Here is a 26593-nt window from a genome sequence, read left to right on the forward strand (position 1 = left end):
CAACGGGCGAAGCCCGACTCGGGGCCGATGGTCCCGCAGCCCGCCCCCGTCCGGCCCCTGCCCCTCCCGATCGTCCGCGCACAGGCTGGGAACCCACCCCGGCACACTGCCGGGCATCGATCGGGAGGACGACGGACATGAGCGTGCGCGTCGGCATCAACGGCTTCGGTCGCATCGGCCGCAACTACCTGCGCTGCGTGCTGGAACGCGCGGAGCGTGGCACCGGCACACCGGTCGAGGTCGTGGCGGTCAACGACCTCACCTCCCCGGCCACGCTGGCGCACCTGCTGGCGTACGACTCGACATACGGTCGCCTGCACCGCACCGTCGAACACGACGACGACTCCCTGACCGTCGACGGACACCGCATCGCCGTCACCGCCGAACGCGACCCGGCCGCCCTGAGCTGGGGCAGCCTCGGCGTGGACGTCGTCATCGAGTCCACCGGCCGCTTCCGCACCCGCGAACAGGCCGGCCTGCACCTGGAGGCTGGCGCGCGCAAGGTGCTGCTGTCCGTGCCGGGCAAGGGTGTCGACGCCACCGTGGTCATGGGCGTCAACGAGGGTGCGTACGACCCGGAGCGGGACCACGTGGTCTCCAACGCCTCCTGCACCACCAACTGCGTGGCGCCGATGGTGAAGGTCCTCGACGAGTCCTTCGGTATCGACAAGGGCCTGATGACCACCATCCACGGCTACACCAACGACCAGGTCGTCCTCGACGGCCCGCACAAGGATCTGCGCCGCGGCCGCAGCGCCGCCGTGAACATCATCCCCACCAGCACCGGTGCCGCGCGTGCCGTCGGCCTCGTCCTGCCGGAACTGTCCGGCACCCTGGACGGCATCGCCGTACGGGTCCCCGTGGAAGACGGTTCGCTGACCGACCTGAGTGTGGTCCTCGACCGGGCCGTCACCGCGGAAGAGGTCAACGCGGCGTTCCGGGAGGCCGCCGATGGGCCACTGAAGGGCGTCCTGCGGGTTTCCGAGGCACCTATCGTCTCGCGGGACGTCGTCGGCGATCCCGCCTCCTGCGTCTTCGACGCCCCGCTGACCCAGGCGCACGGTGATCTGGTGAAGGTCTTCGGCTGGTACGACAACGAGTGGGGCTACACCAACCGCCTCCTCGACCTCACCGAGTACGTCGCCGCTCGCCTTCCGCTGGGCTGACTGCGGCATCGGCGCGGGCTGTGGGCTCCACACGAACCCACGGCCCCTAGGCTGGAGTGACGATCGCCTTTCCCCTCGGGAGGAGCCCCCATGGAGATCGTCGCGTACGGCGTCCTCGCGGACGAGGAGGCCCTGCTGCGGCAAGCGTTCGACCGGGTCTTCGCAGACCGTCATGAACTGCGTTGTCTCGGGATGTTCCTGGACCGGGACACCGCTCCTACCGCGGCGGGCCACGAGGTCGTGCTCAGCGGTGTCAACGACACCCTGGACGCGCAGGTCCTGAGGGCTGTGGCGGAAGGCGGAACCCGGATGATCGCCCAGCGGTCCACCGGCTACAACAACATCGACCTGTCCGCTGCCGAGAAACTCGGGCTGACGGTGGCCCGGGTGTCGTACTACTCGCCCTATTCGGTCGCCGAGTTCGCGTGGGCGCTGGCGCTCGCGGTCAACCGCAGGATCGTACGGGCCGCTCACCGCACCCGCGAGTTCGACTTCCGCCTCGACGGTCTGATGGGCCGCGACTTCCGCGGCCGCACGGCCGGAGTGGTCGGCACCGGCAAGATCGGCGCCGCGTTCGCCCGCATCGCCCATGGCTTCGGGATGCGGCTGCTCGGCTGGGACATCACCGAGAACCCCGACTGCCTTGACCTCGGTATGGAGTACGTCCCGCGTGAGCAGCTGTTCGCCGAGTCCGACCTGGTCAGCCTGCATGTGCCGCTCCTGCCCGAGACCCATCACCTGCTGGACGCCGCGGCGCTGGCACTGATGAAGGACGACGCGATCCTGGTCAACTCCAGCCGCGGCGGCCTGGTCGACACCGATGCGTTGCTGGCGACGCTGCGCACGGGGCGACTCAGCGGTGTCGGTCTGGACGTGTACGAGGAGGAGGCCGGGGTGTTCTTCCTCGACAAGTCCCTGGAGGTGATGACCGACGAACGCCTCGCCCGGCTGATGACGTTCAACAACGTGCTGATCACCTCCCACCAGGCGTATTTCACCCGCGACGCGGTGGGCCAGATCGCCGAGACGACCGTGGGTAACGTCGAGGACTACCTCGCCGGTCGGACCGGTGACAACACTCTCGTCAGTCCGCCGGGGGTCTGAGCACGCGTACTTCGGCGAGACGGGTCAGGCTCTTCGTCGGAACACTGGAAGCAACGGCCCCGATACAGCCACTCGTCAGGTGAGGAGGTCGCTCGGCCATGCCACAGCTGGACGCCAGAACGGTGACCACTCTGGTCGTTGAAGCCACGGCCGCCCCTTCCCTGCACAACGCCCAGCGCGCATCCAACGGGTCGACTCCACGCCACCCGGACGCAGGAGGCGCTTGCCCAGGCGGGCCCAGCAGCCAATGACCGGGCATACGGCACGTGTCCAGCCCGTCACCGGGGACGGACACATCCTGAGGGAGGGGGTGGGCGGTCGCCATGGGAGTGCCGCACTCCCTGCTGCACGTTCGGCTTACTTAGGTGAGCCTGAATTCCATGGTTCGGCGTTGTACGGGGCTGCGATTCCCGGAACGCGCATCGGATCGGCCCTCACAGCAGGCCACTCCAGTAGGTCCAGAAGCGGGTGAGGACGAGCAGCGCGATCACGCCGTACCAGGCGACGAGGAACATCCAGTGGCTCTCCAGCACCAGGTTCAGGGTGCCGCGGCCGCTGCGGGGTACGGGAATGACGTCGTGCTTGAGGTTGCGCAGCGTCACGTACCAGAACAGGGCGATGGTGACGCCCCAGACGACGGCGCAGTACGGGCAGAGTCGGTTGATCTCGTACAGCGACTGCCAGATCAGCCAGTGCGCGAAGACCACCCCCACGAACGCCCCGGCGTTGAGGGTGAGCCACAGCGCCCGGTGTAGTCGCGCCCCGCTGAGTACGGTCACGCCCAGGGCGGTGACCGCGGCGAACGCGCCGAGACCGAGCAGCATGTTGGGGAAGCCGAAGAGGTTGCCCTGCCAGCCGGCCATCGCGCTGCCGCAGCCGATCACCGGGCTTACGTCGCAAAACGGCTGGTAGTCCGGGTCCTTGAGCAGGCGCCAGCTATCGACCGTGAGACGGAAGGCGGCGAGCCAGCCGACGACACCGGTCAGAGTCATGAGCCAGCCGATGCGCCGTGCCGGCGCCGCTGTGCGCGGCGCTCTCATGCGGCGCGTCGGGTACGCCGCCGGGTCGCCCGGGCGCTGGGCGTCTCCGGTGCAGGGGTGGTCGCTCGTCGGCGGTAGACCAGGTACGGGCGGGCGAGGTAGCCGATGGGCGCGCTCCACACGTGCACCAGCCGGGTGAACGGCCAGGCCGCGAAGAGCAGGAAGGCGGTCAGGGCATGGGCCTGGAACAGCAGCGGGGCTCCGGCGATGGCTTCGGGCCTCGGCTGGAGGACGAACAGGCCGCGGAACCAGACGGAGACGGTCGAGCGGTAGTCGTAGCCGGCGCCGAAGACGTTGTGGGCGAAGGTGGCGGTGATGCCCAGCACGACGGTGGCGGACAGCAGCGGGAAGAGGAGCTTGTCGCTGCGGTCGGTGCCGAGGCGGATCTGGCGGGTCAGCAGCCGACGGGCGCACAGCATGCCGAGCCCTGTGACCATGGCGACGCCCGCGACCGAGCCCGCCCAGACGGCCGTGGTGTGGTACGCGTGCTCGCTGATGCCGGCGGCCTCCGTCCACGCGTCGGGAATGGCGAGCCCCACGACATGCCCGGCGATCACCATGAAGGCGCCCAGGTGGAACAAGGGGCTGCCCCAGCGCAGCCAGCGGTGTTCGAGGAGCTGGGTGGTGCGGGAGGTCCAGCCGAACTGGTCCTGCCGGTAGCGCCAGACGTGCCCCACGGCGAACACGGCAAGGAAGATGTAGGGAACGGCGACCCACAGGAGCAGATCGGCTGTGGAGGCGTTCATCGGCGGTCCTCATGAAGGTGCGCGGCGGGTGGGACAAGCGTGGGCGGGGCCTGCTCCGGCGGGAGGAACGCACCGGGCGGCGCGAACTCGCGTGCTCCGTAAGGGCCGAGGCCGACGTCCTCTGCGGGCGGGCCCTCGGCGGCCAGTTCGGCCACGGCCCGCAAGTCGGCTTCGGTCGGCGGTGGCAGAAGCGCGATCAGCGCGGCGATGACGTGCCGGTAGGGGGAGTCCGCGTCGGTCAGGGCGCGGTGGATCAGCTCGATCCCGCGCCGGTGCTGCCGCAAAGGCGCTTCGCCCCGGCCGGGTCCGGCGAGGGCGGCGAACTCGAGGACGACCGGGAGGTGATCGGGCAGTTCACCCCCGTCGATGTCCCAGCCCGCGGCCCGGTAGCGCTGGTTCAGGGTGAGCAGGGCCATGCCGCGGCGGCGGGTGTCGCCGTGCAGGTAGTAGGTGAGGTAGAGGCTGCTCTTGCGGCGCAGGTCGAACATCTCGACGTAGTGCCGCTCCAGAGCCTCCGGTTCCTGTTCGGCGAACCAGTCGGTGAACCGGGTCAGGTACTTTGCTGCGGGCGTGGCAGGGAGGGCCTCCAGCATGGTGGTCAACTCGCCCCGCGACGCGGTCAGTTCGGAGTCCGGGTACTGCAGGAGCAGCGACCCGAGCCGCATCACCAGAGCTCGGCCCTCGCTCTCCTCGGGCGTGAGCCGGGCCGGGCGGCGTACGGCCGCGCGGACGCGGGTGCGGAGGCGGGTGCTGACGCTGGTACGGACGAGCGCGGGGATCGACGGGGATCGCCCCAGGCGTTCAGCGCTCGTGGAGGGCAGCGGGCTCATGGACGACCTCCGGCAGTGGTGTTGCGGCGCAGGGTGGGGATGCCGAGCATGATCTTGTGTGTCTCGGGGTCGCCGGACGTCTCGACCGGGCAGCGGTTCTCCATCGCGGTGAGCGCGGCGGCGTCCTCCTTGTGTGCGGCGGGGACGACGTACCGGTCGGCGTACTTGGCGACGGCGAGCAGCCGGTGCAGGTCCTCCGCCTCGCGGGCGGTGAGGCCCACGGCTTTCAGGGTGGTCTCGTCGCCCGGCTCGCCGAGGGTGCGTTCGCGCATGTACGAGCGGAGCGCGGTGAGTTTCATCAGCACTCCAGCGACCACATCGGTGTCTCCGGCGGTGAACAGTTCCGCCAGGTACTCCAGCGGGATGCGCAGGCGCGTGACGGCGGCGAAGACATGGTCGGGGTCGTCCTGGTTGCCGCCCGCCGCGTCGACGGCGTCGAGGACGGGGGAGAGCGGAGGTACGTACCAGACCATCGGCATCGTCCGGTACTCGGGGTGCAGCGGCAGCGCCACCTTGTAGCGCATGACGAGGTCGTACACGGGTGAGCGGCGGGCGGCGTCCAGCCAGTCCTCGGGGATACCCGACTCCCGTGCGGCCGCACGGACTTCGGGGTCGTTCGGGTCGAGGAAGACACCGCGCTGCGCGTCCAGCAGGTGGTGCTCTTCAGGGGCGGCGGCGGCCTCGCCCACGCGGTCGGCGTCGTAGAGCAGCAGGCCGAGGTAGCGCAGGCGGCCGACGCAGGTCTCGGAGCAGACGGTGGGCTGGCCGGCCTCGATGCGCGGGAAGCAGAAGGTGCACTTCTCGGCTTTGCCGGTGGTGTGGTTGACGTACACCTTCTTGTACGGGCATGCCGTCACGCACATGCGCCAGCCACGGCACTTGTCCTGGTCGACGAGGACGATGCCGTCCTCGACCCGCTTGTACATCGCGCCGGACGGGCAGGCGGAGACGCAGGCCGGGTTGAGGCAGTGCTCGCACAGCCGGGGGAGGTGGAAGAGGAAGGTCTGCTCGAACTCGAACTTGACCTTCTCGGCCCATTCCCCGCTGAGGTTGGGGTCGCCGCCGGCGTGTTCGGGCGCGCCGCCGAGGCCGTCCTCCCAGTTGGCGCCCCAGGTGATGGCGGTGGGCTTGCCGGTGAGGACCGAGCGTGGGCGGGCGACGGGGATGTCCTTGCCGGCAGGGGCGCTGACGAGGTTGTCGTAGTCGTAGGTGACGGGCTCGTAGTAGTCCTCGAGGGACGGCAGGTCGGGGTTGGAGAACAGCGACAGCAGCCGCTTGACCCGGCCTCCGGAGCGCAGGACGAGCCGTCCGCGCTTGTCGAGCAGCCAGCCGCCCTTCCACTGCTCCTGGTCCTCGTAGCGGCGGGGGTAGCCGACGCCGGGCTTGGTCTCGACGTTGTTGAACCAGGCGTACTCGACTCCGGTGCGGTTGGTCCACGTCTGCTTGCAGGTGACCGAGCAGGTGTGGCAGCCGATGCACTTGTCGAGGTTCATGACCATCGCGATCTGTGCCATGACGCGCATGTCAGTACTCCACATCCTGCGAGTGCCGGCGGATGACGGTGACCTCGTCGCGCTGGTTGCCGGTCGGGCCGTAGTAGTTGAAGGCGTAGGTGAACTGGGCGTAGCCGCCCGCGAGATGGGTGGGCTTGAGCAGCAGCCTGGTCAGGGAGTTGTGGATGCCGCCGCGCCTGCCGCTGACCTCGGTCTTCGGGACGTTCACGTTGCGGTCCTGGGCGTGGTACATGTACACGGTGCCCTCGGGCATGCGGTGGGTGACCACGGCGCGGGCGGCGACGACGCCGTTGCGGTTGTACGCCTCGATCCACTCGTTGTCCTTGACACCGATCTTCTCGGCGTCGGCGGTGGACATCCAGATCGTGGGTCCGCCCCGGGACAGGTCGAGCATGTACTTGTTGTCCTGGTAGTTGGAGTGGATGGACCACTTCGAGTGCGGGGTCAGATAGCGGACCGTCACTTCGGCACGGTCGCCGCCGAGTTCCTCGTTGCCGTAGTGCCGCGGCGTATTCAACGGCGGCCGGTAGACCGGGAGTTGCTCGCCGAGTTCGGCGATCCAGTCGTGCTGGACGAAGAAGTGCTGGCGTCCGGTGAGGGTGTGCCAGGGCTTCTTGTGCTCGGTGTTGATGACGAAGGGGGAGTAGCGACGGCCGCCCGTCTCGCTGCCCGACCACTCGTAGGAGGTCATCACGGACCGTGGCTGGGTGCGGGTGTCGGCGAAGGTGATCCGCTCGGCCTCGCGCTCGGAGGCGAGCTCGACCAGGCCCTCGCTGCCGGTCTGTCGCTCCATCGCGCGGAAGCCCTCGGTGGCCAGGCGTCCGTTGGTGGTGCCGGACAGGGCGAGGATCGCCTCACACATGTTGCTCGCGGTGGCGAGCGAAGGCCGTCCGGCGGCGACGCCGTCCCGCACGGTCCCGTTGCGGCGGCGCAGGTCGTCGATTTCCTGGTCGGGGTGGACGGTGATGCCTTTGGTGGTGGTGCCAAGGGTGTCCAGCAGGGGGCCGACGGCGCGCATCTTCTGCGCGGTCGCGGCGTAGTCGCGTTCGATGACGACCAGCTTGGGCATGGTCCGCCCGGGGACCGGCTCGCACTCGCCGGCCTTCCAGTCCCGTACGACCCCGCCCGGCTGGGCGAGTTCGTCGGGGGTGTCGTGCAGCAGCGGCACGGCGAGAACGTCGGTGCGGGTGCCGAGGTGCTCGGCGGCCAGTTCGCTGAAGCGGTCGGCGATGGTCAGGAAGGTGTCGTAGTCGGTGCGGGCCTGCCAGGGCGGGGCGATGGCAGGGGTGAAGGCGTGCACGAAAGGGTGCATGTCGGTCGACGACAGGTCGTCCTTCTCGTACCAGGTCGCCGCCGGCAGGACGATGTCGGCGAGCAGGCCGGTCGAGGTCATCCGGAAGTCCATGCAGACCAGTAGGTCGAGCTTGCCCTCGGGGGCCTCGTCCCGCCATACGACGTCCTTGGGCCGGCGTTCGGGCGGGGTCTCCTCGGAACGGACGGTCGCGTCGGTGCCGAGCAGGTGGCGCAGGAAGTACTCGTTGCCCTTGCCGGAGGAGCCGAGCAGGTTGGCTCGCCATACGGTCAGTACACGGGGGAAGTTGGCCGGGTCGTCGGGGTCCTCGGCGGCGAACCGCAGTCGGCCCGACTTGAGCTCGTCGACGATGTGCTCGGCGACCGGCCTGCCCGCGGCGGCCGCCTCGTCGGTCAGGTCGAGGGGGTTGCGGTTGAATCCGGGGTGGCCGGGCGTCCAGCCCAGCCGCACGGCCTGCGCCAGACAGTCGGCGAACCCCTTCCCCGCGAAGCGCCCCTCCCCGAGCGGGGACGCCAGCTCCTCGGGTCCGAACGCCTCGTAGCGCCACTGGTCGGAGTTCAGGTACCAGTACGAGGTGCCCGCCATGTGCCGGGTGGGCCGCTGCCAGTCGAAGGCGAACGACAGGTGCTGTTGCCCGGTGACCGGACGGACCTTCTCCTGGCCGACGTAGTGCGCCCAGCCGCCGCCGTTCACGCCCTGGCAGCCGGTCATGGTGGTCAGGGCCAGGAAGGCGCGGTAGATGGTGTCGGAGTGGAACCAGTGGTTCGTTCCGGCGCCGAGGGCGATCATGGAACGACCGTTGGTGCGCTCGGCGTTGCGGGCGAACTCCCGGGCGATCCGTGCCGCCTGCTCGGCCGGCACGGAGGTGACCGTCTCCTGCCAGGCCGGGGTGTACGGCTCCGACGCGTCTTCGTACGACTCCGGCCAGCTGCCCGGAAGGCCGGGACGGTGAATGCCGTACTGGGCCAGCATCAGGTCGAAGACAGTGGTCACCAGGCGCCCGCCGATGCGTCGCACGGGCACCCCGCGCACCATGAACGAGCCGCCTTCGGTCGCCCCCTCGTCGAATCGCGGAAGGGTGAGTTCCACCGTGTCCTCAGCCCGCTGCAGCAGGCTCAGCTCGGGCTCGACATCGCCAAGGTCCAGATTCCAACGGCCTCGTCCGGCCTCCCCCCAGCGGAAGCCGAGCGAGCCGCCGGGGACCACCGGTTCGCCGGTGGCGCGGTCCAGCAGGACGGTCTTGAACGCCGCGTTCTCTTCGGTTTCCTCGTCCCGGCCGAGGTCGGCCGCGGTCAGGAACCCGTCCGGGACGAGACCGTGGGCTCCTTCGCGCAGTGCCACCAGGAACGGCGCGTCGGTGAACGTCCGCAGGTAGTCCTGGAAGTACGGCACTTCACGGTCGACGAGGAACTCGCGCAGGATCACATGCCCCATGGCCATGGCGAGCGCGCCATCCGTTCCCGGGTGGGGGGAGAGCCACTCGTCGGCATGCTTGACGTTGTCGGCGTAGTCGGGGCTGACCGCGACGACCTTGGTGCCGTTGTAGCGGGTCTCGGTCAGGAAGTGCGCGTCGGGCGTGCGGGTGACGGGGATGTTGGAGCCCCACATGATCAGATAGCCCGCGTTCCACCAGTCGGCCGCCTCCGGTACGTCGGTCTGGTCGCCGAAGACCTGCGGCGAGGCGATGGGCAGGTCGGCGTACCAGTCGTAGAACGACAGCAGGGTGCCGCCGATCAGCGAGTGGAACCGGGCGCCGGCCGCGAAAGAGGCCATCGACATCGCCGGGATCGGCGAGAAGCCCGCCACCCGGTCCGGGCCGTACGACTTGACCGTGTGCACCTGTGCGGCGGCGATCAGCTCGCTCACCTCGTCCCAGTCGGCGCGCACCAGGCCGCCCTTGCCGCGGGCCCGCTTGTACGCCCGCGCCTTCGCCGGGTCGGACGTGATCTCGGCCCACGCGGACACCGGGTCACCCAGCCGCTTGCGGGCCTCGCGCCACAGCTTCAGCAACGCACCCCGCACATACGGGTAGCGGACCCGGCTGGGCGAGTACGTGTACCAGGAGAACGACGCCCCGCGCGGGCAGCCGCGCGGCTCGTACTCGGGGCAGTCCGCGCCGATCGACGGGTAGTCGGTGGCCTGGTGCTCCCAGGTGATGATGCCGTCCTTGACGTACACCATCCACGAACACGAACCGGTGCAGTTCACCCCGTGCGTCGAGCGCACCACCTTGTCGTGCGCCCACCGGTCCCGGTAGAAGCCCTCCCACTTGCCGTCGGCCTCACCGATCACGGCACGTCCGTCAGCGGACACCTCGCGGCGCGTCAGCAGTCGCCGCGCGTCAAGCGGCCAGCCCCGGGCGACGCGCGACTGTCCCGGTCGTGCGTTCTGATCGTTCTCCATGGCCCGGAACGCTAGGCTTCCGCGGCGTGCCGAGCCCGGGGCCGAAGGTCCCTCTCCGTGTGTCCTTCCGGCCCGACCTTCTTAGGGGTGCTTTCAGGAAGCCGGGTGCTTGCGGGCGAGGGTCGTGCAGTGGGCGAGTTGGAGGAAGGCGTCGTGCATGTCGTCGCGTGCTTCCCAGCGGGTTCGTGGGCAGCGGGGGCCGTGGAGCCAGGCGATGGCTGACTCGGCGACCCAGCGGACTTCGCCCAGGCCCGAGCCGTGTGGCCGGCCGTGTCGGGCGGTCTTCGGTGTGATGCCGCGCTCGCGCAGTCGGCGGCGGTAGATGTCGTAGTCGCGGTCGGCGTATATCGTGCGGGTTTGCGCCGGCGCCGGCCCCGCTTGCCCCGCACCGGCCCAGGCTGTCGATCAGCGGCAGCAGTTGGCTGACATCGTGGCGGTGACCGCCGGTCGGCGACACCCGCAGCGCAGTGCCGCGGGCGTCGGTCAGCACGTGATGCTTGGAGCCCGGCCGGGCGAGGTCAACCGGGCTCGGACCGACTTCTGGGCTGCTTCGCCCCCGCTTGGCCTGCACGCGCGAGGCGTCGATGGTGGCGCGGGAGAAGTCGAGGCGGTCCGCCGCCCGCAAGCCGTCCGGCGGCACCCGCTGGAGCTCCGACCTGGCACGCACCCTGGTGGTGGTCTCCCTCGTCGGCGCACTCGGCGTCGTCCTGCCGGCCACCGCCCTGCCCGCCACGCAAGCCCTATGAAGCCCTTGACCACCAAGGGCCCGGGCCGCCCGGTCCGCGACAGGGGCCGGGCGGCCCTCGCCGCAAGATCGGCTGTAGGCGGAAGGTAGAGGGCAGATGGGGAACCGCCCCACGCCGGCGGTACCGCGGACGAGTGAGGAGCTCCCCATGCAGACCCGGGAGATCGACGCCACCGCGCTGGAAACGCTGCTGGCGGCAGCGGTGGCCGCCCCGTCGATCCACAACACCCAGCCCTGGCGCTTCTGTCTGAACCCGGCCACCCGGTCCATCGAGGTCCGCGCCGACCGAAGGCGCGTCCTGCCGCTGGCCGATCCCGACGAGCGCGCCCGGCACCTGTCCACGGGCGCTGCCGTCTTCAACCTGCGGGTCGCCGCAGCCCATCTGGGCTGGAATCCCTGGGTGCACCTGCTGCCGGACCCGCACGACCCCGATCTCCTGGCCGCCCTGCACCTGATGGCCACCGCGGACGCCCCACCCGACTACCGCGGGCTGTACGAGGCCGTCGAGCGCCGCCACACCAGCCGGATGCCCTTCACCGGGCGCACGGTGCCCGAGCCGATCGTCACCGAGATGGTCGCCGCCGCACGGGCCGAGGGCGCGCATATGTACGTCCCCGACATCCTCGGCACCCGTCGGCTGCTGCAAGTGACCTCCGCAGCCGAAATGCGCAACTCCACCGACGAGGCTCGCACGGCGGAGAGCCGCGCCTGGATCACTCTGCCGGGCTCCAGCCCGTATGGGATCCCGGTCACCGCGCCCCGCCCATTGGACGCGGCCGGGCGGATGCCGATGCGGGACTTCACCGGTCGGGCGTGGTCGAGGCAACGGCCGTCCGTGCGCTTCGAGCGGCACGCCCAGGTGGCCCTGCTGTGGACCGTATGCGACAGGCAGGAGGACTGGCTGCGGGCGGGCCAGGCGCTGGAGCGCACACTGCTGGTGGCCACCGCTCACGGCGTGCGCACCTCGATGCTGCACCAGGCGATGGAGTGGCGGGACCTGCGCGAGGCGACGCGCGACCCTGCGGCCAAACGGTGCCATCCGCAGCTGCTGATCCGCTTCGGCTACGGACCCGAGGGCGAGCGGACCCCGCGTGCGGCAGCACGTCCGAACGGCCGCAGTGCCAGGGAACGGGAGACGGCGACAACCGAGGATGCCCGATCCGGCCCTGGGGCCCCGGCGCGGACACCAGGGAGCTGGTGATCCGATGTAGGTTCCGAAGGTCCCCCCGAGAAGCCAGGCGCGATATCCGTGCGGTGCGGGTACACCTTGAGCGCAAGATGGCCCTCGAACTCCAGCGCGACCTGCTGTGCGAGCCCGGGACCCCCACCCGGACAAGGCTGGAGGCTCAGGCCGAGGCGCTCACGCGGTCCGTGCCCCGGTGCCCACGAGTTCCCGCCCGGTCACGAGTTCGGACTCGATCCGCACGAAGACGGGATCTGCGATGGGTGTCCAAGAGCGGGGACCGGTGCGGGACAGCCGTTGCCGCTCGGCGGAGTCGGTGACGACGGTGGCCCGGCCGGTGACGATCACACTCCACCCGGAGTGGTGGGCGGGGGCAAAGTCGTCGGCCTCGAAGGCGACGACCACGCCGTCGACGGCATGTACCAGGTCGGAGCCCGCCGAGGTGCGCAAAACCACAGAGGAGTCACTGTCGAGGCTGAAGTTCACCGGGAGGACCGCGGGCAGTGCCTGGCGGGTGTAGACGAGGCGGCCCACGGGTGCCCTGACCAGCAGACGCAGACACTCCTGCCGGTCGAGCCTGCGGAAGCCGTCGCTCTCGTGCATGTGGGTGGCTCCTCCACTCCCTGCGGACTGCCGGCCATCAGTGCCCGATGCATGGCCGTACATCCACTGTCCCGGTGCCCAGGTGTGAAGACACGGGGCCCATAGGTCCTTTCGCAGGCCGACCCGGCCCACCAGGCGGGACCCGCCAGGCGGGCGGCGAGGGACTTTCGGCCCACCGTGCGGCGGCGCATGCTCACCGACTCTGGCTGAGGGCCCACGCGGTACGTCGCGGATACGCGGCCTGGTCCGGGCCGGAGGAGCCGGCCGGACCAGATCTGTGAGCAGGAGGAGCGGCAGCATGCTGCAAGCACCGAGGAAGAACGACGAGGGGTCGGCAACGGTGTCCGGCCGGGCGTGGCTGATGCTGGCGCTGGCCACGGTCGGCTTCGCCGTCAATTTCTGGGCGTGGGCGCTGCTCAGCCCGCTTGGCCCGCGCTTCAAGGACTCTTTGGAGCTGTCCGCGTTCGAGCAGTCGCTGCTGGTGGCGGTGCCGGTGGTGGTCGGTTCCCTGGGCCGGATCCCGGTCGGGGCACTGACGGACCGGTTCGGCGGGCGGGTGATGTTCCCGCTGGTCTCCGCCACCACGATCATCCCGGTTCTCTACCTCGGTCTCGCCGGGCACTCCTCGCTGACCGCCCTGCTGGTGGGTGGGTTCTTCCTCGGTGTCGGCGGCACCGCGTTCGCCGTCGGGGTGCCCTTCGTCAACGCGTGGTTCCCGTCCGAGCGGCGCGGACTGGCGATCGGGATCTTCGGCATGGGGATGGGCGGCACCGTGGTCAGCGCGCTGACCACGGTGCCGCTGGTGGACGCGTACGGCACGGCGAACCCGTTCCTGATCACCGCCGCCGTGCTCGCGGCGTACGCGGTGGTGGCGGCGCTGCTGCTGCGGGACGCGCCGGGACGAACGGTGCCGACCGAACCGTTGGTCCGCCGACTGGCCGCGACCTGCACACTGGGTGTCACCTGGCAGGCGTCCGCGCTGTACGCGGTGGCCTTCGGCGGTTACGTCGCCTTCTCCGTCTACCTGCCCACCTACCTCAAGACCGGCTACGGCCTGACGCAGGTGGACGCGGCGAACCGCATGGCCGGCTTCGTGCTGTTGGCGGTGGCGATGCGCCCGATGGGCGGCTGGCTGTCCGACCGGCTGGGCCCTGTCCGGGTGCTGGGCGGATCGCTGGCCGTTGTGCTCGTGGGCGCCTTCGCACAGTCGCTGACTCCGTCCCTCGTACCGGTCGGTACGATCGCGTTCCTGTTGATGGCCGCCGCGCTCGGCGCGGGCAGCGGTGCCGTCTTCGCCCTGGTGGCGCTGGTGGCCCCGGCGAACAAGGTCGGCTCGGTCACCGGCATCGTCGGTGCCGCGGGCGGCCTGGGCGGTTTCGTACCGCCCCTGGTGATGGGCTCGCTGTACGGCGTCTACGGCAGTTACGCGATCGGGCTGATCCTGCTGGGCGTGGTCGCGGCGCTGGCGCTGGCCTTCACGGGCACGGGCGTTCGGCACGCGCTCACCCGCCGGTCGCCCGCCGTCCACTCGCACTGACCGGGAACGGAGCCTGACATGTGCGAGTACTGCGGATGCCAGTCCCTCACGGCGAACGACGAGTTGACCCGTGAGCATGACACGGCTGTCCATCTCATCAGCCACGTGCGCGACGCCCACCGCGACGGCAGGGTCACGCGTATGGCGGAACTGGCCCGGGAGATCGCCGCCGTGCTCGGTCCGCACACCCAGGTGGAGGAGGGCGGCTTGTTCCCCGCGATGGCCGCCGAGTTCCCCGAGAAGATCGCCGCGCTGGAGGCCGAGCACCGCCGCATCGAGGCCGTGCTGGCAGAAGCGGACGGACCATTCCTGGCCGACCCCACCTGGCCGGAGCGCCTCGTCAAGACACTCGGCCTGCTGCGCGAGCACATCCTCAAGGAGCAGGATGGGGTCTACCACCCAGGTCGGGTGGGCCACGCAGACCCTGGACGGCGAGGTCGGCAGCGTCCGCGCCGCGCACCCCGGGCTGCGGATCGACGGTGAACCGGTGAAGGCCGACTCCACGGACTCCGCGCTGGCCGAAGCGGCCGCGGCCGCGGACCTGATGGTGCTCGGCTCCCATGGCCTCGGCGGCTTCGCCGGGTTCGTGCTCGACTCGGTCTCCCAGCGGGTCGTCGCCCGGTCTCCGCGTCCCGTGGTGCTCGTCCGCGCGAGCCAGGCGCCGGCGGTGAACACCTGCCGGCCGTGGGCGGCGTCTCACCCGAGGAGCCCCCCGAACGCCCTACCGTGACGTGGTCCTCGGACTGGACACCCGCCGCCCCTGCGACGAACTGATCGAGTTCGCCTTCGGGTCCGCCCGCCGCCGCGACGCCAGGCTGCACGTGATCCACGTCATCAGCGCGTCGTCCGAACTCACCGAGGACAGCCGACCCGAGCCCGTGTCCGGTGTCCCTGTCGTCGAGACCGTGGCCGAAGGCCGGGTCACCGCCGAACTCGTGCGCGCGTCGACCGGGGCCTCCCTCGCCGTCGTGGGCCGCCGGACGCGGGACGGCCGTCCGGGCAGTCATATCGGTCGCGTCACGCACGCGGTGCTGCACCACGTCGGCTGCCCCGTGGCCGTCGTCCCGCACGACTGAATCCACGCATCGAGGCAACGTCGGGGGCGGGTAGAGCCGCCGGCACTCGGGACCAACGGGCCAACAGGGGGACTTGTGGCCACTCACCCCGGTCGCCGTGGAGCAGAAGGATCAATCGTGGATCGACTCCCTCTCTGTGATCAATCCAAGGAGCAGCACAGTCATGTCCGCGCCCCCCAAAGGATCCAAAGCCGCCGACGACGGCGCACCAGCCGCCCCGAAGGCGGCACTTGGCCTTCCCGCGGCCTCCGCGCTCGTGATCGGCAGCATCATCGGAACCGGGGTCTTCGCCCTGCCGTCGGCCCTCGCCCCGTACGGGCCCATCTCGCTCGTGGCGTTCGTCGCCGTCACGCTCGGCGCGCTCGCGCTGGCCGTGACGTTCGGGGCACTGTCGAAGCGGGTCCCGGCGAGCGGCGGGCCGTACGTCTACGCCCGTGAGGCCTTCGGGGAGTTCGCCGGGTTCCTCAATGCCTGGTCGTACTGGATCACCGCCTGGGCGGGGAACGCCGCGATCGTGGTGGCCTGGGTCGGCTATGTCGAGGTGTTCGTCAACACCGGGCACAGGACCGGGATCTCGGTGCTCATCGCCCTGATCGGCCTGTGGGTCCCCGCTGCGATCAACCTCACCGGTGTGCGAAACACCGGCGCGTTCCAAGTGACCACCACCGTGCTGAAGTTCGTCCCGCTGGTGTTCATGGCCACGATCGGGCTGCTGTTCATCGACCCGGACAACTTCGGCGCCTTCAACGCCAGTGGCCGGCCGGCGCCGGGTGCGATCTCCGCCGCCGCGGCCATCGCCCTGTTCAGCTATCTCGGGCTGGAGGCCGCTTCCGTGGTCGCCGGCCGCGTGCGCGAGCCGGGGCGGAACGTGCCACGGGCCACCGTGTACGGCACGCTCGTCTGCGCCGTCATCTACATCCTGGGCACCCTTGCCGTCTTCGGTACCGTCTCGCACGGCGAACTCGGCGCCTCCACCGCGCCGTTCACCGACGCCGCGAACAACATCTTCGGCGGCACCTGGGCGGGCGACGCGGTCGCCGTCGCCGCCATCGTCTCCGGTATCGGTGCCCTCAACGGCTGGACCATGCTGTGCGCGGAGATGCCCTACGCCGCAGCCCGCGACGGACTCTTCCCCGGGACCTTCGCCAAGCTGCGCGGAGACAGCGGCGTCCCGGTCTTCGGCATCGTCGCCTCGACCCTGCTCGCCTCGCTGATCACCGTGTTCAGCTACACGCGCTTCGAGGACGTCTTCACCAGGATCGTCCTGCTGAGCGTGTTCACCGCCGTGATCCCGTACCTGTTCTCCACCGCCGCCCAGCTGTACTGGCTGCTGGTACGTGGCAGGGACAGCCTGAAGCCGGGGCAGCTGGCCCGGGACGTCACCGTCGCCGCGCTCGCGATGGCCTTCTCGTACTGGTCGATCCAGGGCAGCGGCTACCAGACCGTCTACTACGGGCTGTTCGTGCTGCTGCTCGGCCTGCCGGTCTACGTCTGGCTGAAGCGCGACCGCGGTGAGTACGGCGAGACGGTGCACGCGCAGCCCGGGGCCACGGTCCCTCAGGCACGGGCGCCCGAGACCCCCATGACGGCCAAGGGGAGCTCTCGGGGGAGGCGGAGGTATCGCACTGGCGGCTCCCGGAAGTACACGCCACGGCACCACGACTGACCACGTCCGTACGGCCTGAGGAAGCTCGCCATGAACACCTTCCACGTCGACTCCGAGGTCGGCCGACTCCGCCAAGCGATCCTCCACCGCCCCGGTCTCGAACTGTCCCGGCTGACCCCGCGCAACGTCGACGCCCTGCTCTTCGATGACCTGCGAGGCCGCTCCTGCCTGAGCGAACTCGACTTCACCGCCGCTGAGATCCACCACCTCCTCGACCTCGCCGCCGACCTCAAGGCCGCCCGGCGCGGCGGCACGGAGCGACCACGCCTGACCGGCAGACACCGCGCGCTGATTTTCGAGAAGACCTCCACCCGCACCCGCTGCGCCTTCGAGGTCGCCGCCGCGGACCAGGGCGCCGCGACCACCTGCCTAGGGCCGGGCGACACTCACGTGGGAGCCAAGGAGTCCGTCGCCGACACGGCCCGCGTGCTCGTCCGCCTGTTTGATGCCATCAAGTACCGCGGCTCAGCCCAGTCGACGGTCACGGCGCTCGCCACCCACTCCGGTGTCCCCGTCTACAACGGTCTGCCCGACACCGCGCACCCGACTCACAGTCATGGGCAATTCCCTGCTGGCCATGAGCGCTCTGCTCGGCATGGACGTACGCATCGCCGCGCCCGCCGGGCTGTGGCCGGAACCCGGACTGGTCACTGCCTGCCGCTCGCTCGCCGAGCGGAGCGGGGCCCGGATCACCCTCACCGAGGACGTCGAAACGGGCGTACGCGGCGCCGACTTCCTCCACACCGATGTCTGGGTCTCCATGACCACCACACCCGGCTCGGCGAGGAAGTACCCCACAACTACGGCCCGGACGCACTGGAAGTCGCCGACGAGGTCTACTCCTCATCCGCCTCCATCGTCTTCGACCAGGCGGAGAACCGGCTGCACACCATCAAGGCCGTGCTCGTCGCCACTCTGGAGGACTGAACCATGCGCATCGTCATCGCCCTCGGCGGCAACGCCCTGCTGCACCGGGGCGAACACCCCGACGCGTCCGTGCAACAGGCGAACATCGACCGGGTCGCCACGGCGGTCGCCGCGCTCGCGCACGAACACGAGGTCGTCCTCACCCACGGCAACGGCCCGCAGATCGGCCTCCTCGCCATGGAGAGCGCGTCTGATCCCGCGCTGAGTGCCCCCTATCCGCTGGACCTGCTCGGTGCCCAGACCGAGGGCATGATCGGCTCGCTGCTGGCCCGCAGCATGTACAGCGCCCTGCCCGGTCGCAAGATCGCCGCACTGGTGACCCACACTCGGGTGCAGGCCGACGATCCGGCCTTCGCGCGACCCACCAAGTTCGTCGGGCAGGTGTACCCCCGGGACATCGCCCGGTCACTCGCGCGGAAGCACGGCTGGCACATCGCCCAGGACACCACCGGCTGGCGCCGGGTCGTCGCCTCCCCGTCACCCCAGGAGATCGTGGAGACCGAGACCATCCATGACCTGCTCGCTTGCGGAGCGCTGGTCGTCTGCGCCGGCGGCGGAGGCATCCCCGTCACCGCCGACTTCGACACCGGCGCACTGCACGGAGCCGACGCGGTGATCGACAAGGACCTCACCGCGGCCCTGCTCGCCGAGGACCTCAAGGCGGACTTCCTGCTCATCCTCACCGACGTTCCGAACGTCTACGCCGACTACGGCACTCCGGACCAGCAGCCCCTCCTCGACGCCACCCCCGACGACCTGCGCCGTGGCAGGTTTCCCGACGGTTCGATGGGTCCCAAGGCGGAGGCCGCGGCCCGGTTCGTCGAACGCACGGGTGGCCTGGCCGCGATCGGTGCACTCGATGCGGCGTACGAGATCGTCCATGGCAGGTCGGGCACGCTCGTCCGCCCCGATCTGACCGTCGGCTGACGTCTGGCGGAGCGGGGAGGTCCCGGCAGAAGGCCGTTGTCCGGCACGGGCGGGACCGATGTTCCCTCACGGTTCGTCACCGTCCCGCCAGGAATGGACTCCTGCTGAAGGGCTTGCTGATGGGAAGCGGAAGACGGAGTGGATGATGTATCCGAACGGCGGCTTCCGTGAACTGGAGCGGCAGGAGTGCTTCCGCCCGCCGGCGAAGACGCCCGTCGGCCTATCGTCCATACCCGCCGGGACTTGCCCGCGGCACTGCCGGTCAACTTCTTGCTGGACATCGACGGCGCGGTGTTGCTGTGCACCTCAGAGGCTTCGGAACTGGTTCGTGCGATCGTCGGCGCGGCCGCTCACTCGGCTCGGAGTTCGTCGTCACCGGCACCGTCACGATGGTGACCGACCCGGCCGAGCACGAACGGCCCGCGTCTCTGGGTGCCTGGCCCGATCCGGTCTTCGTCCGCATCGAACCCCAACTGGTCACCGGGCGCGAGCTGATCGGCGGTCGCACCTGTACGGAGTGGATCTCCACTTCCTGGCGGCACCGCCGAACGTTTGTGGGCCACGAGCATCCCGACGACGCTGACCGCTTGCCGTGGAGGGCGTAGCCGGAGCGTGAGGGCACAGCGCCTGCCGCCACCGTCGCTCCGGCTGGAGTCCGGGCAAGGCCTGGGCGCGGCTGTGTCTCGTCAGTCGAAACCGTTGATGCAGTGACCTCTCAGTGCTTGTCGGAGCCCATCCGTGCCCCGATCTCACTGAGGCGTGCTTCTCGGGTGGGGCTGTCGTCGATACGGCACTCCATCCCTCGTACGCCCCTTGAGAGCTGCGGCACGGCCGGGCCCCGCCCCCGAGCCGCCGAGGCCAAGAGGCGGAGCCTGGACGCGTGTCACCGGGCTTGTCAGAGCCCATCCGTGCCCCGATCTCACTGAGGCGTGCTTCTCGGGTGGGGCTGTCGTCGATACGGCACTCCATCCCCCGTACGCCCCTTGAGAGCTGCGGCACGGCCGGGCCCCGCCCCCGAGCCGCCGAGGCCAAGAGGCGGAGCCTGGACGCGTGTCACCGGCTGTCGCTGCCCCGGGCCCCCGACAGCGCGGCTCGTCCGGCCTCCAGGCGGGCCACCGGGACGCGGAACGGGGAGCAGGAGACGTAGTCGAGTCCCTCGCCGTGGAAGAAGTGGACCGAGTCGGGGTCGCCGCCGTGTTCGCCGCAGACGCCGATCTTCAGGTCCGGCCGCGTCGCGCGGCCCTCGGCGACGGCGATCCGGACCAGTCGGCCCACGCCTTCCCGGTCGAGGGTCTCGAACGGTGAGGTGTTGAAGATGCCTTTGTCCAGGTAGGCGGAGAAGAACGCGGCCTCGACGTCGTCGCGGGAGAAGCCCCAGGTGGTCTGGGTGAGATCGTTCGTGCCGAAGGAGAAGAACTCCGCCTGCTCGGCGATCCGGTCCGCCGTGAGCGCGGCGCGGGGCAGCTCGATCATGGTGCCGACCGGGCATGTGACGGAAACACCGGTCTCCGCAGAGACCTCGGCCAGTACCTGTCTCACCTCGTCGCGCTCGATCCGCAGTTCCTCGACGGCACCGACGAGCGGCACCATGATCTCGGCCTTGGGGGAGCCCCCGGCCCTCGTGCGTTCGACCACGGCTTCGGCGATGGCCCGCACCTGCATGGCGACCAGACCCGGCACCACCAGGCCGAGGCGGACACCGCGCAGGCCGAGCATCGGGTTCTCCTCGTGCATGCGGCTCACCGCGTCGAGCAACTCGGCATCGTGCGGGTCCGGAAGATCGCCACGGGCCTCGGCGGTGGCGATGCGCACGGCGAGTTCGGTGCGGTCGGGCAGGAACTCGTGCAGGGGCGGGTCGAGGAGGCGGATGGTGACCGGCAGACCGTCCATCGCCTCCAGGATGCCGATGAAGTCCTGCCGTTGCAGGGGGAGCAGGGCGGCGAGCGCACGCTCGCGCGTGAGGTCGTCGCGGGCGAGGATCATCTCCTCGACCAGCTTGCGACGCTCGCCGAGGAACATGTGCTCGGTACGGCACAGACCGATGCCCTGCGCGCCGAACCGCCGGGCGCGCGCGGCGTCCTCGGGGGTGTCCGCGTTGGCCCGCACCTCCAACCGCCGTGCCCCGTCGGCCTGTTCCAGGGCACGGGCGACCGCGGTCACCACGCCCTCCGACCGCTCACCGGTCTCCAGGTACCGCATGACTTCGGAGTCGACCAGCGGGGCCGCGCCCGGGTACACGGCCCCGGCGGAGCCGTCCACCGAGATGACCGTTCCCTCTTCCACGACAGTGCCATCGCGGGTGGTGAAGTGCCGCTGCTCCACGTCGACGGTGAGTTCCTCGGCGCCGCACACGCAGACCTTGCCCATGCCACGGGCGACCACAGCCGCGTGGCTGGTCTTGCCGCCCCGGCTGGTCAGCACAGCCTGGGCGGCGACCATGCCCGGCAGGTCGTCGGGGGTGGTCTCATGGCGTACGAGGATCACCTTCTCGCCGGCCGCGGCGCGCCGTACGGCTGTGGCGGAGTCGAAGACGGCGGAGCCGACCGCGGCGCCCGGCGAGGCGGGCAGGCCGTGGGCGAGCGCCTCACCCGTGGCCGAGGCATCGAAGCGGGGGAACATCAGCCGGGCCAGTTCCTCCCCACTCACCCGTGCCAGCCCCTCGTCCGGGCTGATGAGCTGCTCGTCGACCAGCTCCGCCGCGATGGTGAACGCGGCTTCGGCGGTGCGCTTTCCCACTCGGGTCTGCAGCATCCACAGGGTGCCGCGCTCGATGGTGAACTCGATGTCGCACAGGTCCAGGTAGTGGTTCTCCAGGATGCCCATGTGGGTGAGCAGCTGCCGGTACGACCGTGTGTCGAGGCGCTCCAGTTCGGCCAGGGGCACGGTGTTGCGGATGCCGGCGACGACGTCCTCGCCCTGGGCGTTGGGCAGGTAGTCGCCGTACAGGCCGGGGCGGCCGGTGGCCGGGTCGCGGGTGAAGGCGACGCCGCTGCCGGAGTCGGGGCCGAGGTTGCCGTACACCATGCGCTGGACGGTGACGGCGGTGCCCAGGTCGTCCGGGATGTGCTCGCGCCTGCGGTACAGGCGGGCGCGGTCGCCGTTCCAGGACTGGAAGACCGCGAGGATGGCCCGGCGCAGCTGCTCGGCGGGAGACTGTGGGAAGTCCTCGCCGGTCTCGTCGTGGATCAGGTTCTTGTACGTCTCCACCAGCTGGGCGAGATCGCCGGCGCCCAGGTGCACATCGTCCTCGGCGCCCCGGAAGTCCTTCAGCAGCGTGATGGCGTTCTCGAACAGCGCGGAGTCGACACCCATGACCGTACTGCCGAACATCTGGACCAGGCGGCGGTAGGAGTCCCAGGCGAACCGCTCGTTGCCGGACATCTTGGCCAGCCCCAGCACGGAGTCGTCGTTCAGGCCGATGTCCAGGACCGTCTCCATCATCCCGGGCATGGAGAACCGTGCCCCGGAGCGCACGGACAGCAGCAGCGGATCGTCGGGCTGCCCCACACAGCGCCCGGCGGACTCCTCCAGCGCGGCCAGGTGACCGGAGACCTCCCGGGACAGCCCCTCGGGCTCGGCACCAGTGGCCAGGAAGGTCCGGCAGGCCTCGGTGGTGATGATGAAACCGGGCGGCACGGGCAGGCCGAGCCGGGTCATCTCGGCCAGGTTCGCTCCCTTGCCGCCGAGCAGGTCGGCCATGTCACGGCCGCCCTGGTGGAAGTCGTACACGTAACGGACCATGGTGTCGCGCTCCTCAGCCTCATAGGGCAGTTCTGTGGCCGTTCCAGCGTCGAACCGGTACCCGCCGGGAGGGAGGTGCCGGATGTCCCGTCCGGTGGGCCGGTCGGCCCTCGGCCACCCCGAACCCACTTCCGTACAGCCCGGCAGCGGGGAATCGGGACGGATCCCCGTCTGGGAGCCGAGAACCCGTGGCGGGTTGACATCGGCGCACGCCCGCATGATCCCAGTGCATGATCACGACGTATGCCGAGGAGCATGCGATGGCGGTGGCGTTGACGACCCTCTCGCCGAGGGTGGCGGTTTCGGCGAAGGACCGCAGCTCCACGGTGGGGTGAGCCGCGTTCCAGGTGGCGAAGGGCGGGGTGCCCATGGCGTCCTGTTCGGCACGGGCGAGGGGTTGCCGCGGGATCGCGGGCGCCGATGACGACCTCGTGGCCGAGGGAGGAGAGCTTGGTGGCGACGGTCCGGCCGACGATGCCGGTGCCGAGGACGGCGTAGCGCATGGGGGTGGGTCCCTCCCGGCCGGGCGGTCCAGCGGATCGGTCAGGTGGCGGTCAGGTGACGGCCCGGACAAGCAGGTCACGATGCCGCTTCCGCTCCACTGGCCGGCGGACGATCGCGGTTTCACCCGGACGGCTCGGACACGCATACCGGGTGGAGGGGGGATGGGCCGATGCGTTCCTGGCCGCCCACGGCCACCAAGGAAGGGGAGCATGAAGCAGAGCGGCGGCCCCGGCCGGGACAGGTCCGGGGGGCGGCGAACACGCGTCACCGACGGGCGGTCATGCGTGGCGTTGGCCCCGGTGCGCCTCGAACGCGGCCCAGTCCCGGTCCCACTGCGCCCATCGGCGCCGGTCCAGCCGTACCCGGGCGGCCCACCGGAGGCCCAGTACCAGGAGAGCCGCACCCACCGCGGCGGACGTACCGGTCACCACTCCTTGCGCCCTGGCTTGGGCGGCGGTGGGTGGTGCGGGGTGAACGCGGTCGGATGCGTCGAGCCACACCGTCGTCCGTGAGCCGGCCTCGCGGCCCGCTGCCACCCGGGCCGTCCCGGTCGTGGAGGAGCCATCCGTCGTCCACCGCACGGTCGCACGGACGAGTTGGTCGTCCGCCGCGCCCGAGAATCGCGCCACGGTCGCCGCGGGGGCGTCCTCGACGAGTTTCGCGGTGACGTGACGCAGTCCCTGGGACTCCGTGAGCGCGGAACGCTCGGCGACGGCAGCCGCGGTCACACCCACCGTCGGCGCGGTGAACAGCACCGCCGCCACCGTAGCCAGGCCGACCCAGGCTTCGGCGACGTCCGAGCGGCGCTTGAGCGGATTGCGCCGCCAGCGCCACAGCAACACCTCGCGGCACCGTTTCAGCATGCGTGCATCCTTCCGTGCGCGACGTGCAAGAACTCCATGCCCGGTACGGTGACGGATCCGCGAACCGTGAGCACAGAGACCGATGGGCCGTCGCACTGAGGGCCGTTCGGCCCCATGAGAGGCACGGCACGCAGCGGAGCCGCGCTCGAAGCCGTACGGGCCTGGCGGTGCCCCACGCACGAGACCACCGACCATCCCCTGCTGGCGGGCGAACCCGCCCGCCTGCACGAACAGCGAGCAGCCGGGACGCTGGAGGCCGCGCTGAACGAGGTGGCCGAGGAACACCCGTCCGTGCAACTGCACCGGCGCACCGCCGAGGGTCCCGCCCGTAGGATCCTGTTCGACGCGTCGGCCACCGCCGACCTGCTGGTCGTCGGCGCCCGACGCGACAAGGGCGCCTTCGGACTCCAGCTCGGCCGCGTCTCCCACACCCTGCTGCACCACTCAGCCTGCCCGGTCGCCGTCGTACCCCACACGGCATGACCATGCGCCGGGCAGCCCGAGGCTCGGCGGCAGGCGTCGAGGAGGGCCTCGACCTGCGGAGCCGTTGCGACCTGTCTTGATCCTGTACCGTCCCCTGCGGTGGGCCGTACCGTGGCACATGAACAGTCACGGCCGGTTGTCGGCACGGTTGATGGGGACCTGGAGGATCAGGGGTGGGAAGTTCCGAGGAGCCTCGGGAGGCCCGCGTACGGCTGCCCCAGCTGAGGCTGGACGAGTTGCTGGAGGAGCTGCAGGCTCGCCTGGACGCGGCCCGCGGCACCCGAGACCGCGTGCACAGTCTGCTGGAGGCGGTGCTCTCGGTCGGCCGGGAGCTGGACCTGGAACAGGCGCTGCGGAGCATCGTGGAGGCCGCGGCCGTGCTGGTGGACGCCGAGTACGCCGCCCTGGGTGTGATCGGTCCGGACGGCAAGCGGCTGTCGGACTTCCTCACGGTCGGCGTCAGCGACGCGCAGGTCGTACAGATCGGCAACTACCCGGAGGGCCACGGCATCCTCGGTGAACTCATCCGCCACCCGGAGCCGCTGCGGCTGACGAAGCTCTCCGGGCATCCCGCTTCGTACGGCTTCCCGCCCCGCCATCCGCCGATGAACACCTTCCTGGGCGTTCCGATCCGGGTGCGCGACCAGGTCTTCGGCAACCTCTACCTGACCGAGAAGCGGGGCGGGGCGCAGTTCGACGAGGACGACGAGTCGGTGCTCTCCACCTTGGCCGTGGCGGCCGGTGTGGCCATCGACAACGCCCGGCTGTACGAGGAGTCCAGGCTGCGCGAGCGGTGGCTGCAGGCCAGCGCGGAGATCACACACAGCCTGATGTCCGGAAGCGAGCGCGGCGAGGTCCTCGCGCTCATCGCCGAACGGGCCCGGGAGATCACCGGCGCGGCCCTGGCCGTGGTCGCGTTGCCGATGCCGGACACGGACTCGCTCACGGTGGAGTTGGCCATCGGCCAGGAGGCGGAGGCACACCGCGGACTGGTGCTGCCCGTGAAGGGCAGTCTGATCGGCCAGGCCTTCTCGGACGCCACTCCCGTCTGCAGCCCTGACATCCTCCAGGACGAGCGCGTTTCGACGGACTTCCAGCGTTTCACCGGCCTCGGTCCGGCCGTGGCCGTCCCCATCGGCTCGGGCGACGGGCTGCGAGGCGTCGTGCTGCTGGTCCGTGAGGCCGGCCGGAAGGTGTTCGCGGACCAGGAAACCGAACCACTGCAAGGTTTCGCGGCACAGGCCGCGGTGGCGATGGAACTGGCCGAACGCCGCAGGGACGCAGAGCAGATCGCGATGCTCGAGGACCGCGACCGGATCGCCCGGGACCTGCACGACCTGGCGATCCAGAGACTGTTCGCCACCGGCATGACACTGCAGAGCGCAGGCCGCTTCATCGAGCACGCGGAGGCCTCGGAGCGCGTGGTGCGGGCGGTGGAGGACCTGGACGAGACCATCAAGATCATCAGGTCCACGATCTTCGGTCTGAGGGCGCATGACGAAGCAGCCGGGCCCGGCCTGAGGGCACGGGCGGTGCGCGTGGTCGGCGAGACCGCGCCGGTGATGGGATTCGCGCCAAGCCTGCGGATGGAGGGCCTGCTGGACACCCATGTGCCCAAGGAGATCGCCGACCACGTCGTGGCCGTCCTGTCCGAGTCCCTGACCAACATCGCCCGGCACGCGCGGGCCAACCGCGCCGAGGTGGTGCTGGAGACCGACGGGCGCGAAGTGCGGTTGGAGGTCTCCGACGACGGCGTGGGTATCCCGGCCGAGGGCCGGCGCAGCGGCCTGAGCAACATGGCGGAACGTGCGCAGCAGTTGGGTGGGGACCTGGAGTGGGCCAGCCCGGCCACCGGCGGCACCCTCCTGCGCTGGCGGGTACCGGTGACGGACCGGTAGCCCTCACCGCCTGAGCGTGAACCCGGAGGTCCTGCCCTCGCCGGTGGGGCGGTCTCCTCAGCCGTCGAGGCTGCGTACCGGTCTCGGCGAGCGCGTGGTCCGTCGAGCGGAACTGGCCCATGACGGCGGCCGCTTCGAGTCCGCGGACCGAGACGTACCGATGAGAACACCGACCCGGCCGACGTCGGCCGGGCCACGGATGGCGAACGGTCACCGGGTCTGGCTCGATCACATCCGAGGGAGACCACTGGTCTCGCGGTGGGGCCGATCCGCCCCCGCACGTGCGGCGCCGGCGCATGCCGCTTGAATGGCGAGGACGCGGAGG

The 26593-nt window shown here is 70.5% G+C and carries 20 protein-coding genes and 4 pseudogenes; 15 read left to right on the forward strand and 9 right to left on the reverse strand.

What is annotated here, in order from left to right; translation table 11 throughout:
• Positions 1-137: 137 nt before the first annotated feature.
• Positions 138-1166, forward strand: coding sequence for a type I glyceraldehyde-3-phosphate dehydrogenase (gap, locus tag P8T65_RS40045; protein ID WP_316730288.1), 1029 nt, complete (start codon positions 138-140; stop codon positions 1164-1166).
• Between the two features lie 90 nt (positions 1167-1256).
• A complete protein-coding gene (locus P8T65_RS40050) occupies positions 1257-2270 on the forward strand; it encodes a 2-hydroxyacid dehydrogenase (protein ID WP_316730289.1) in 1014 nt (337 codons plus the stop codon).
• A 434-nt stretch (positions 2271-2704) separates the two neighbouring features.
• On the opposite strand, the gene P8T65_RS40055 is transcribed toward P8T65_RS40050, so the two are convergent.
• The 6 genes and pseudogenes from P8T65_RS40055 to P8T65_RS40080 all read right to left on the reverse strand — a co-directional run.
• A complete protein-coding gene (locus P8T65_RS40055; protein ID WP_316730291.1) occupies positions 2705-3262 on the reverse strand; it encodes a vitamin K epoxide reductase family protein in 558 nt (185 codons plus the stop codon).
• Positions 3263-3306: 44 nt separating this feature from the next.
• Positions 3307-4056: a respiratory nitrate reductase subunit gamma gene (gene narI / locus P8T65_RS40060; protein WP_316730292.1), complete on the reverse strand. Its 750-nt coding sequence runs from the start codon at positions 4054-4056 to the stop codon at positions 3307-3309.
• Positions 4053-4886, reverse strand: a complete 834-nt coding sequence (narJ, locus tag P8T65_RS40065) for a nitrate reductase molybdenum cofactor assembly chaperone (RefSeq protein WP_316730293.1) — start codon at positions 4884-4886, stop codon at positions 4053-4055. The genes narI and narJ overlap by 4 nt, the downstream gene beginning before the upstream one ends.
• Positions 4883-6409, reverse strand: a complete 1527-nt coding sequence (narH, locus tag P8T65_RS40070; RefSeq protein ID WP_316730294.1) for a nitrate reductase subunit beta — start codon at positions 6407-6409, stop codon at positions 4883-4885. Before narH ends, narJ begins: the two co-directional genes overlap by 4 nt.
• Before the next feature lies 1 nt (position 6410).
• Positions 6411-10115, reverse strand: coding sequence for a nitrate reductase subunit alpha (locus tag P8T65_RS40075; protein WP_316730296.1), 3705 nt, complete (start codon positions 10113-10115; stop codon positions 6411-6413).
• A gap of 93 nt (positions 10116-10208) precedes the next feature.
• Positions 10209-10767, reverse strand: a pseudogene (locus P8T65_RS40080) (transposase); the annotation flags it as partial.
• Between P8T65_RS40080 and P8T65_RS40085 the strand changes: the two are divergent.
• Positions 10676-10861, forward strand: coding sequence for a hypothetical protein (locus tag P8T65_RS40085; protein ID WP_316731974.1), 186 nt, complete (start codon positions 10676-10678; stop codon positions 10859-10861). The pseudogene P8T65_RS40080 and the gene P8T65_RS40085 sit on opposite strands and share 92 nt — an antisense overlap.
• A gap of 147 nt (positions 10862-11008) precedes the next feature.
• Complete coding sequence (locus P8T65_RS40090) at positions 11009-12061, forward strand: Acg family FMN-binding oxidoreductase (RefSeq protein ID WP_316730297.1); 1053 nt, start codon at positions 11009-11011, stop codon at positions 12059-12061.
• Between the two features lie 159 nt (positions 12062-12220).
• Here the strand turns inward: P8T65_RS40090 and P8T65_RS40095 are convergent, their stop codons facing one another.
• Positions 12221-12646 (reverse strand): pyridoxamine 5'-phosphate oxidase family protein, encoded by a 426-nt coding sequence (locus P8T65_RS40095; protein WP_316730299.1) that lies wholly within the window; start codon positions 12644-12646, stop codon positions 12221-12223.
• A 298-nt stretch (positions 12647-12944) separates the two neighbouring features.
• On the opposite strand from P8T65_RS40095, the gene P8T65_RS40100 reads away from it, so the two are divergent.
• The 9 genes and pseudogenes from P8T65_RS40100 to P8T65_RS40140 all read left to right on the forward strand — a co-directional run bounded on the left by P8T65_RS40100 (position 12945) and on the right by P8T65_RS40140 (position 19362).
• Positions 12945-14183 carry an MFS transporter gene (locus tag P8T65_RS40100; RefSeq protein WP_316730301.1) on the forward strand — a complete coding sequence of 413 codons (1239 nt, stop codon included), beginning with the start codon at positions 12945-12947 and terminating at the stop codon, positions 14181-14183.
• A gap of 18 nt (positions 14184-14201) precedes the next feature.
• Positions 14202-14666, forward strand: coding sequence for a hemerythrin domain-containing protein (locus tag P8T65_RS40105; RefSeq protein ID WP_316730302.1), 465 nt, complete (start codon positions 14202-14204; stop codon positions 14664-14666).
• 4 nt (positions 14667-14670) lie between these two features.
• On the forward strand, positions 14671-14913 hold the full coding sequence (locus P8T65_RS40110) for a universal stress protein (protein ID WP_316730303.1): 243 nt from the start codon (positions 14671-14673) through the stop codon (positions 14911-14913).
• 1 nt (position 14914) lies between these two features.
• Positions 14915-15259, forward strand: coding sequence for a universal stress protein (locus P8T65_RS40115; RefSeq protein ID WP_316730304.1), 345 nt, complete (start codon positions 14915-14917; stop codon positions 15257-15259).
• 163 nt (positions 15260-15422) lie between these two features.
• Positions 15423-16925, forward strand: coding sequence for an amino acid permease (locus tag P8T65_RS40120; RefSeq protein ID WP_316730305.1), 1503 nt, complete (start codon positions 15423-15425; stop codon positions 16923-16925).
• A gap of 30 nt (positions 16926-16955) precedes the next feature.
• Positions 16956-17465: pseudogene (locus P8T65_RS40125) on the forward strand (hypothetical protein); the annotation flags it as partial.
• An 87-nt stretch (positions 17466-17552) separates the two neighbouring features.
• Positions 17553-17852 carry a hypothetical protein gene (locus tag P8T65_RS40130; RefSeq protein WP_316731873.1) on the forward strand — a complete coding sequence of 100 codons (300 nt, stop codon included), beginning with the start codon at positions 17553-17555 and terminating at the stop codon, positions 17850-17852.
• A 3-nt stretch (positions 17853-17855) separates the two neighbouring features.
• On the forward strand, positions 17856-18779 hold the full coding sequence (locus tag P8T65_RS40135; protein WP_316730306.1) for a carbamate kinase: 924 nt from the start codon (positions 17856-17858) through the stop codon (positions 18777-18779).
• Between the two features lie 145 nt (positions 18780-18924).
• Positions 18925-19362 (forward strand): annotated as a pseudogene (locus tag P8T65_RS40140) (pyridoxamine 5'-phosphate oxidase family protein).
• A 470-nt stretch (positions 19363-19832) separates the two neighbouring features.
• Here P8T65_RS40140 and ppdK read toward each other — a convergent pair.
• The gene (ppdK, locus tag P8T65_RS40145) at positions 19833-22520 is read right to left on the reverse strand and encodes a pyruvate, phosphate dikinase (protein ID WP_316730308.1); all 2688 of its coding nucleotides are present in this window, start codon (positions 22518-22520) and stop codon (positions 19833-19835) included.
• 782 nt (positions 22521-23302) lie between these two features.
• Positions 23303-23887 carry a hypothetical protein gene (locus tag P8T65_RS40155; protein ID WP_316730309.1) on the reverse strand — a complete coding sequence of 195 codons (585 nt, stop codon included), beginning with the start codon at positions 23885-23887 and terminating at the stop codon, positions 23303-23305.
• Between the two features lie 129 nt (positions 23888-24016).
• Here P8T65_RS40155 and P8T65_RS40160 point away from each other — a divergent pair.
• Positions 24017-24370, forward strand: a pseudogene (locus tag P8T65_RS40160) (universal stress protein); the annotation flags it as partial.
• A 173-nt stretch (positions 24371-24543) separates the two neighbouring features.
• Positions 24544-26268 (forward strand): GAF domain-containing sensor histidine kinase, encoded by a 1725-nt coding sequence (locus P8T65_RS40165; RefSeq protein ID WP_316730311.1) that lies wholly within the window; start codon positions 24544-24546, stop codon positions 26266-26268.
• Positions 26269-26593 lie beyond the last annotated feature (325 nt).

It is taken from the genome of Streptomyces sp. 11x1, from assembly GCF_032598905.1.
In the GTDB taxonomy this organism is placed as follows: Bacteria; Actinomycetota; Actinomycetes; order Streptomycetales; family Streptomycetaceae; genus Streptomyces.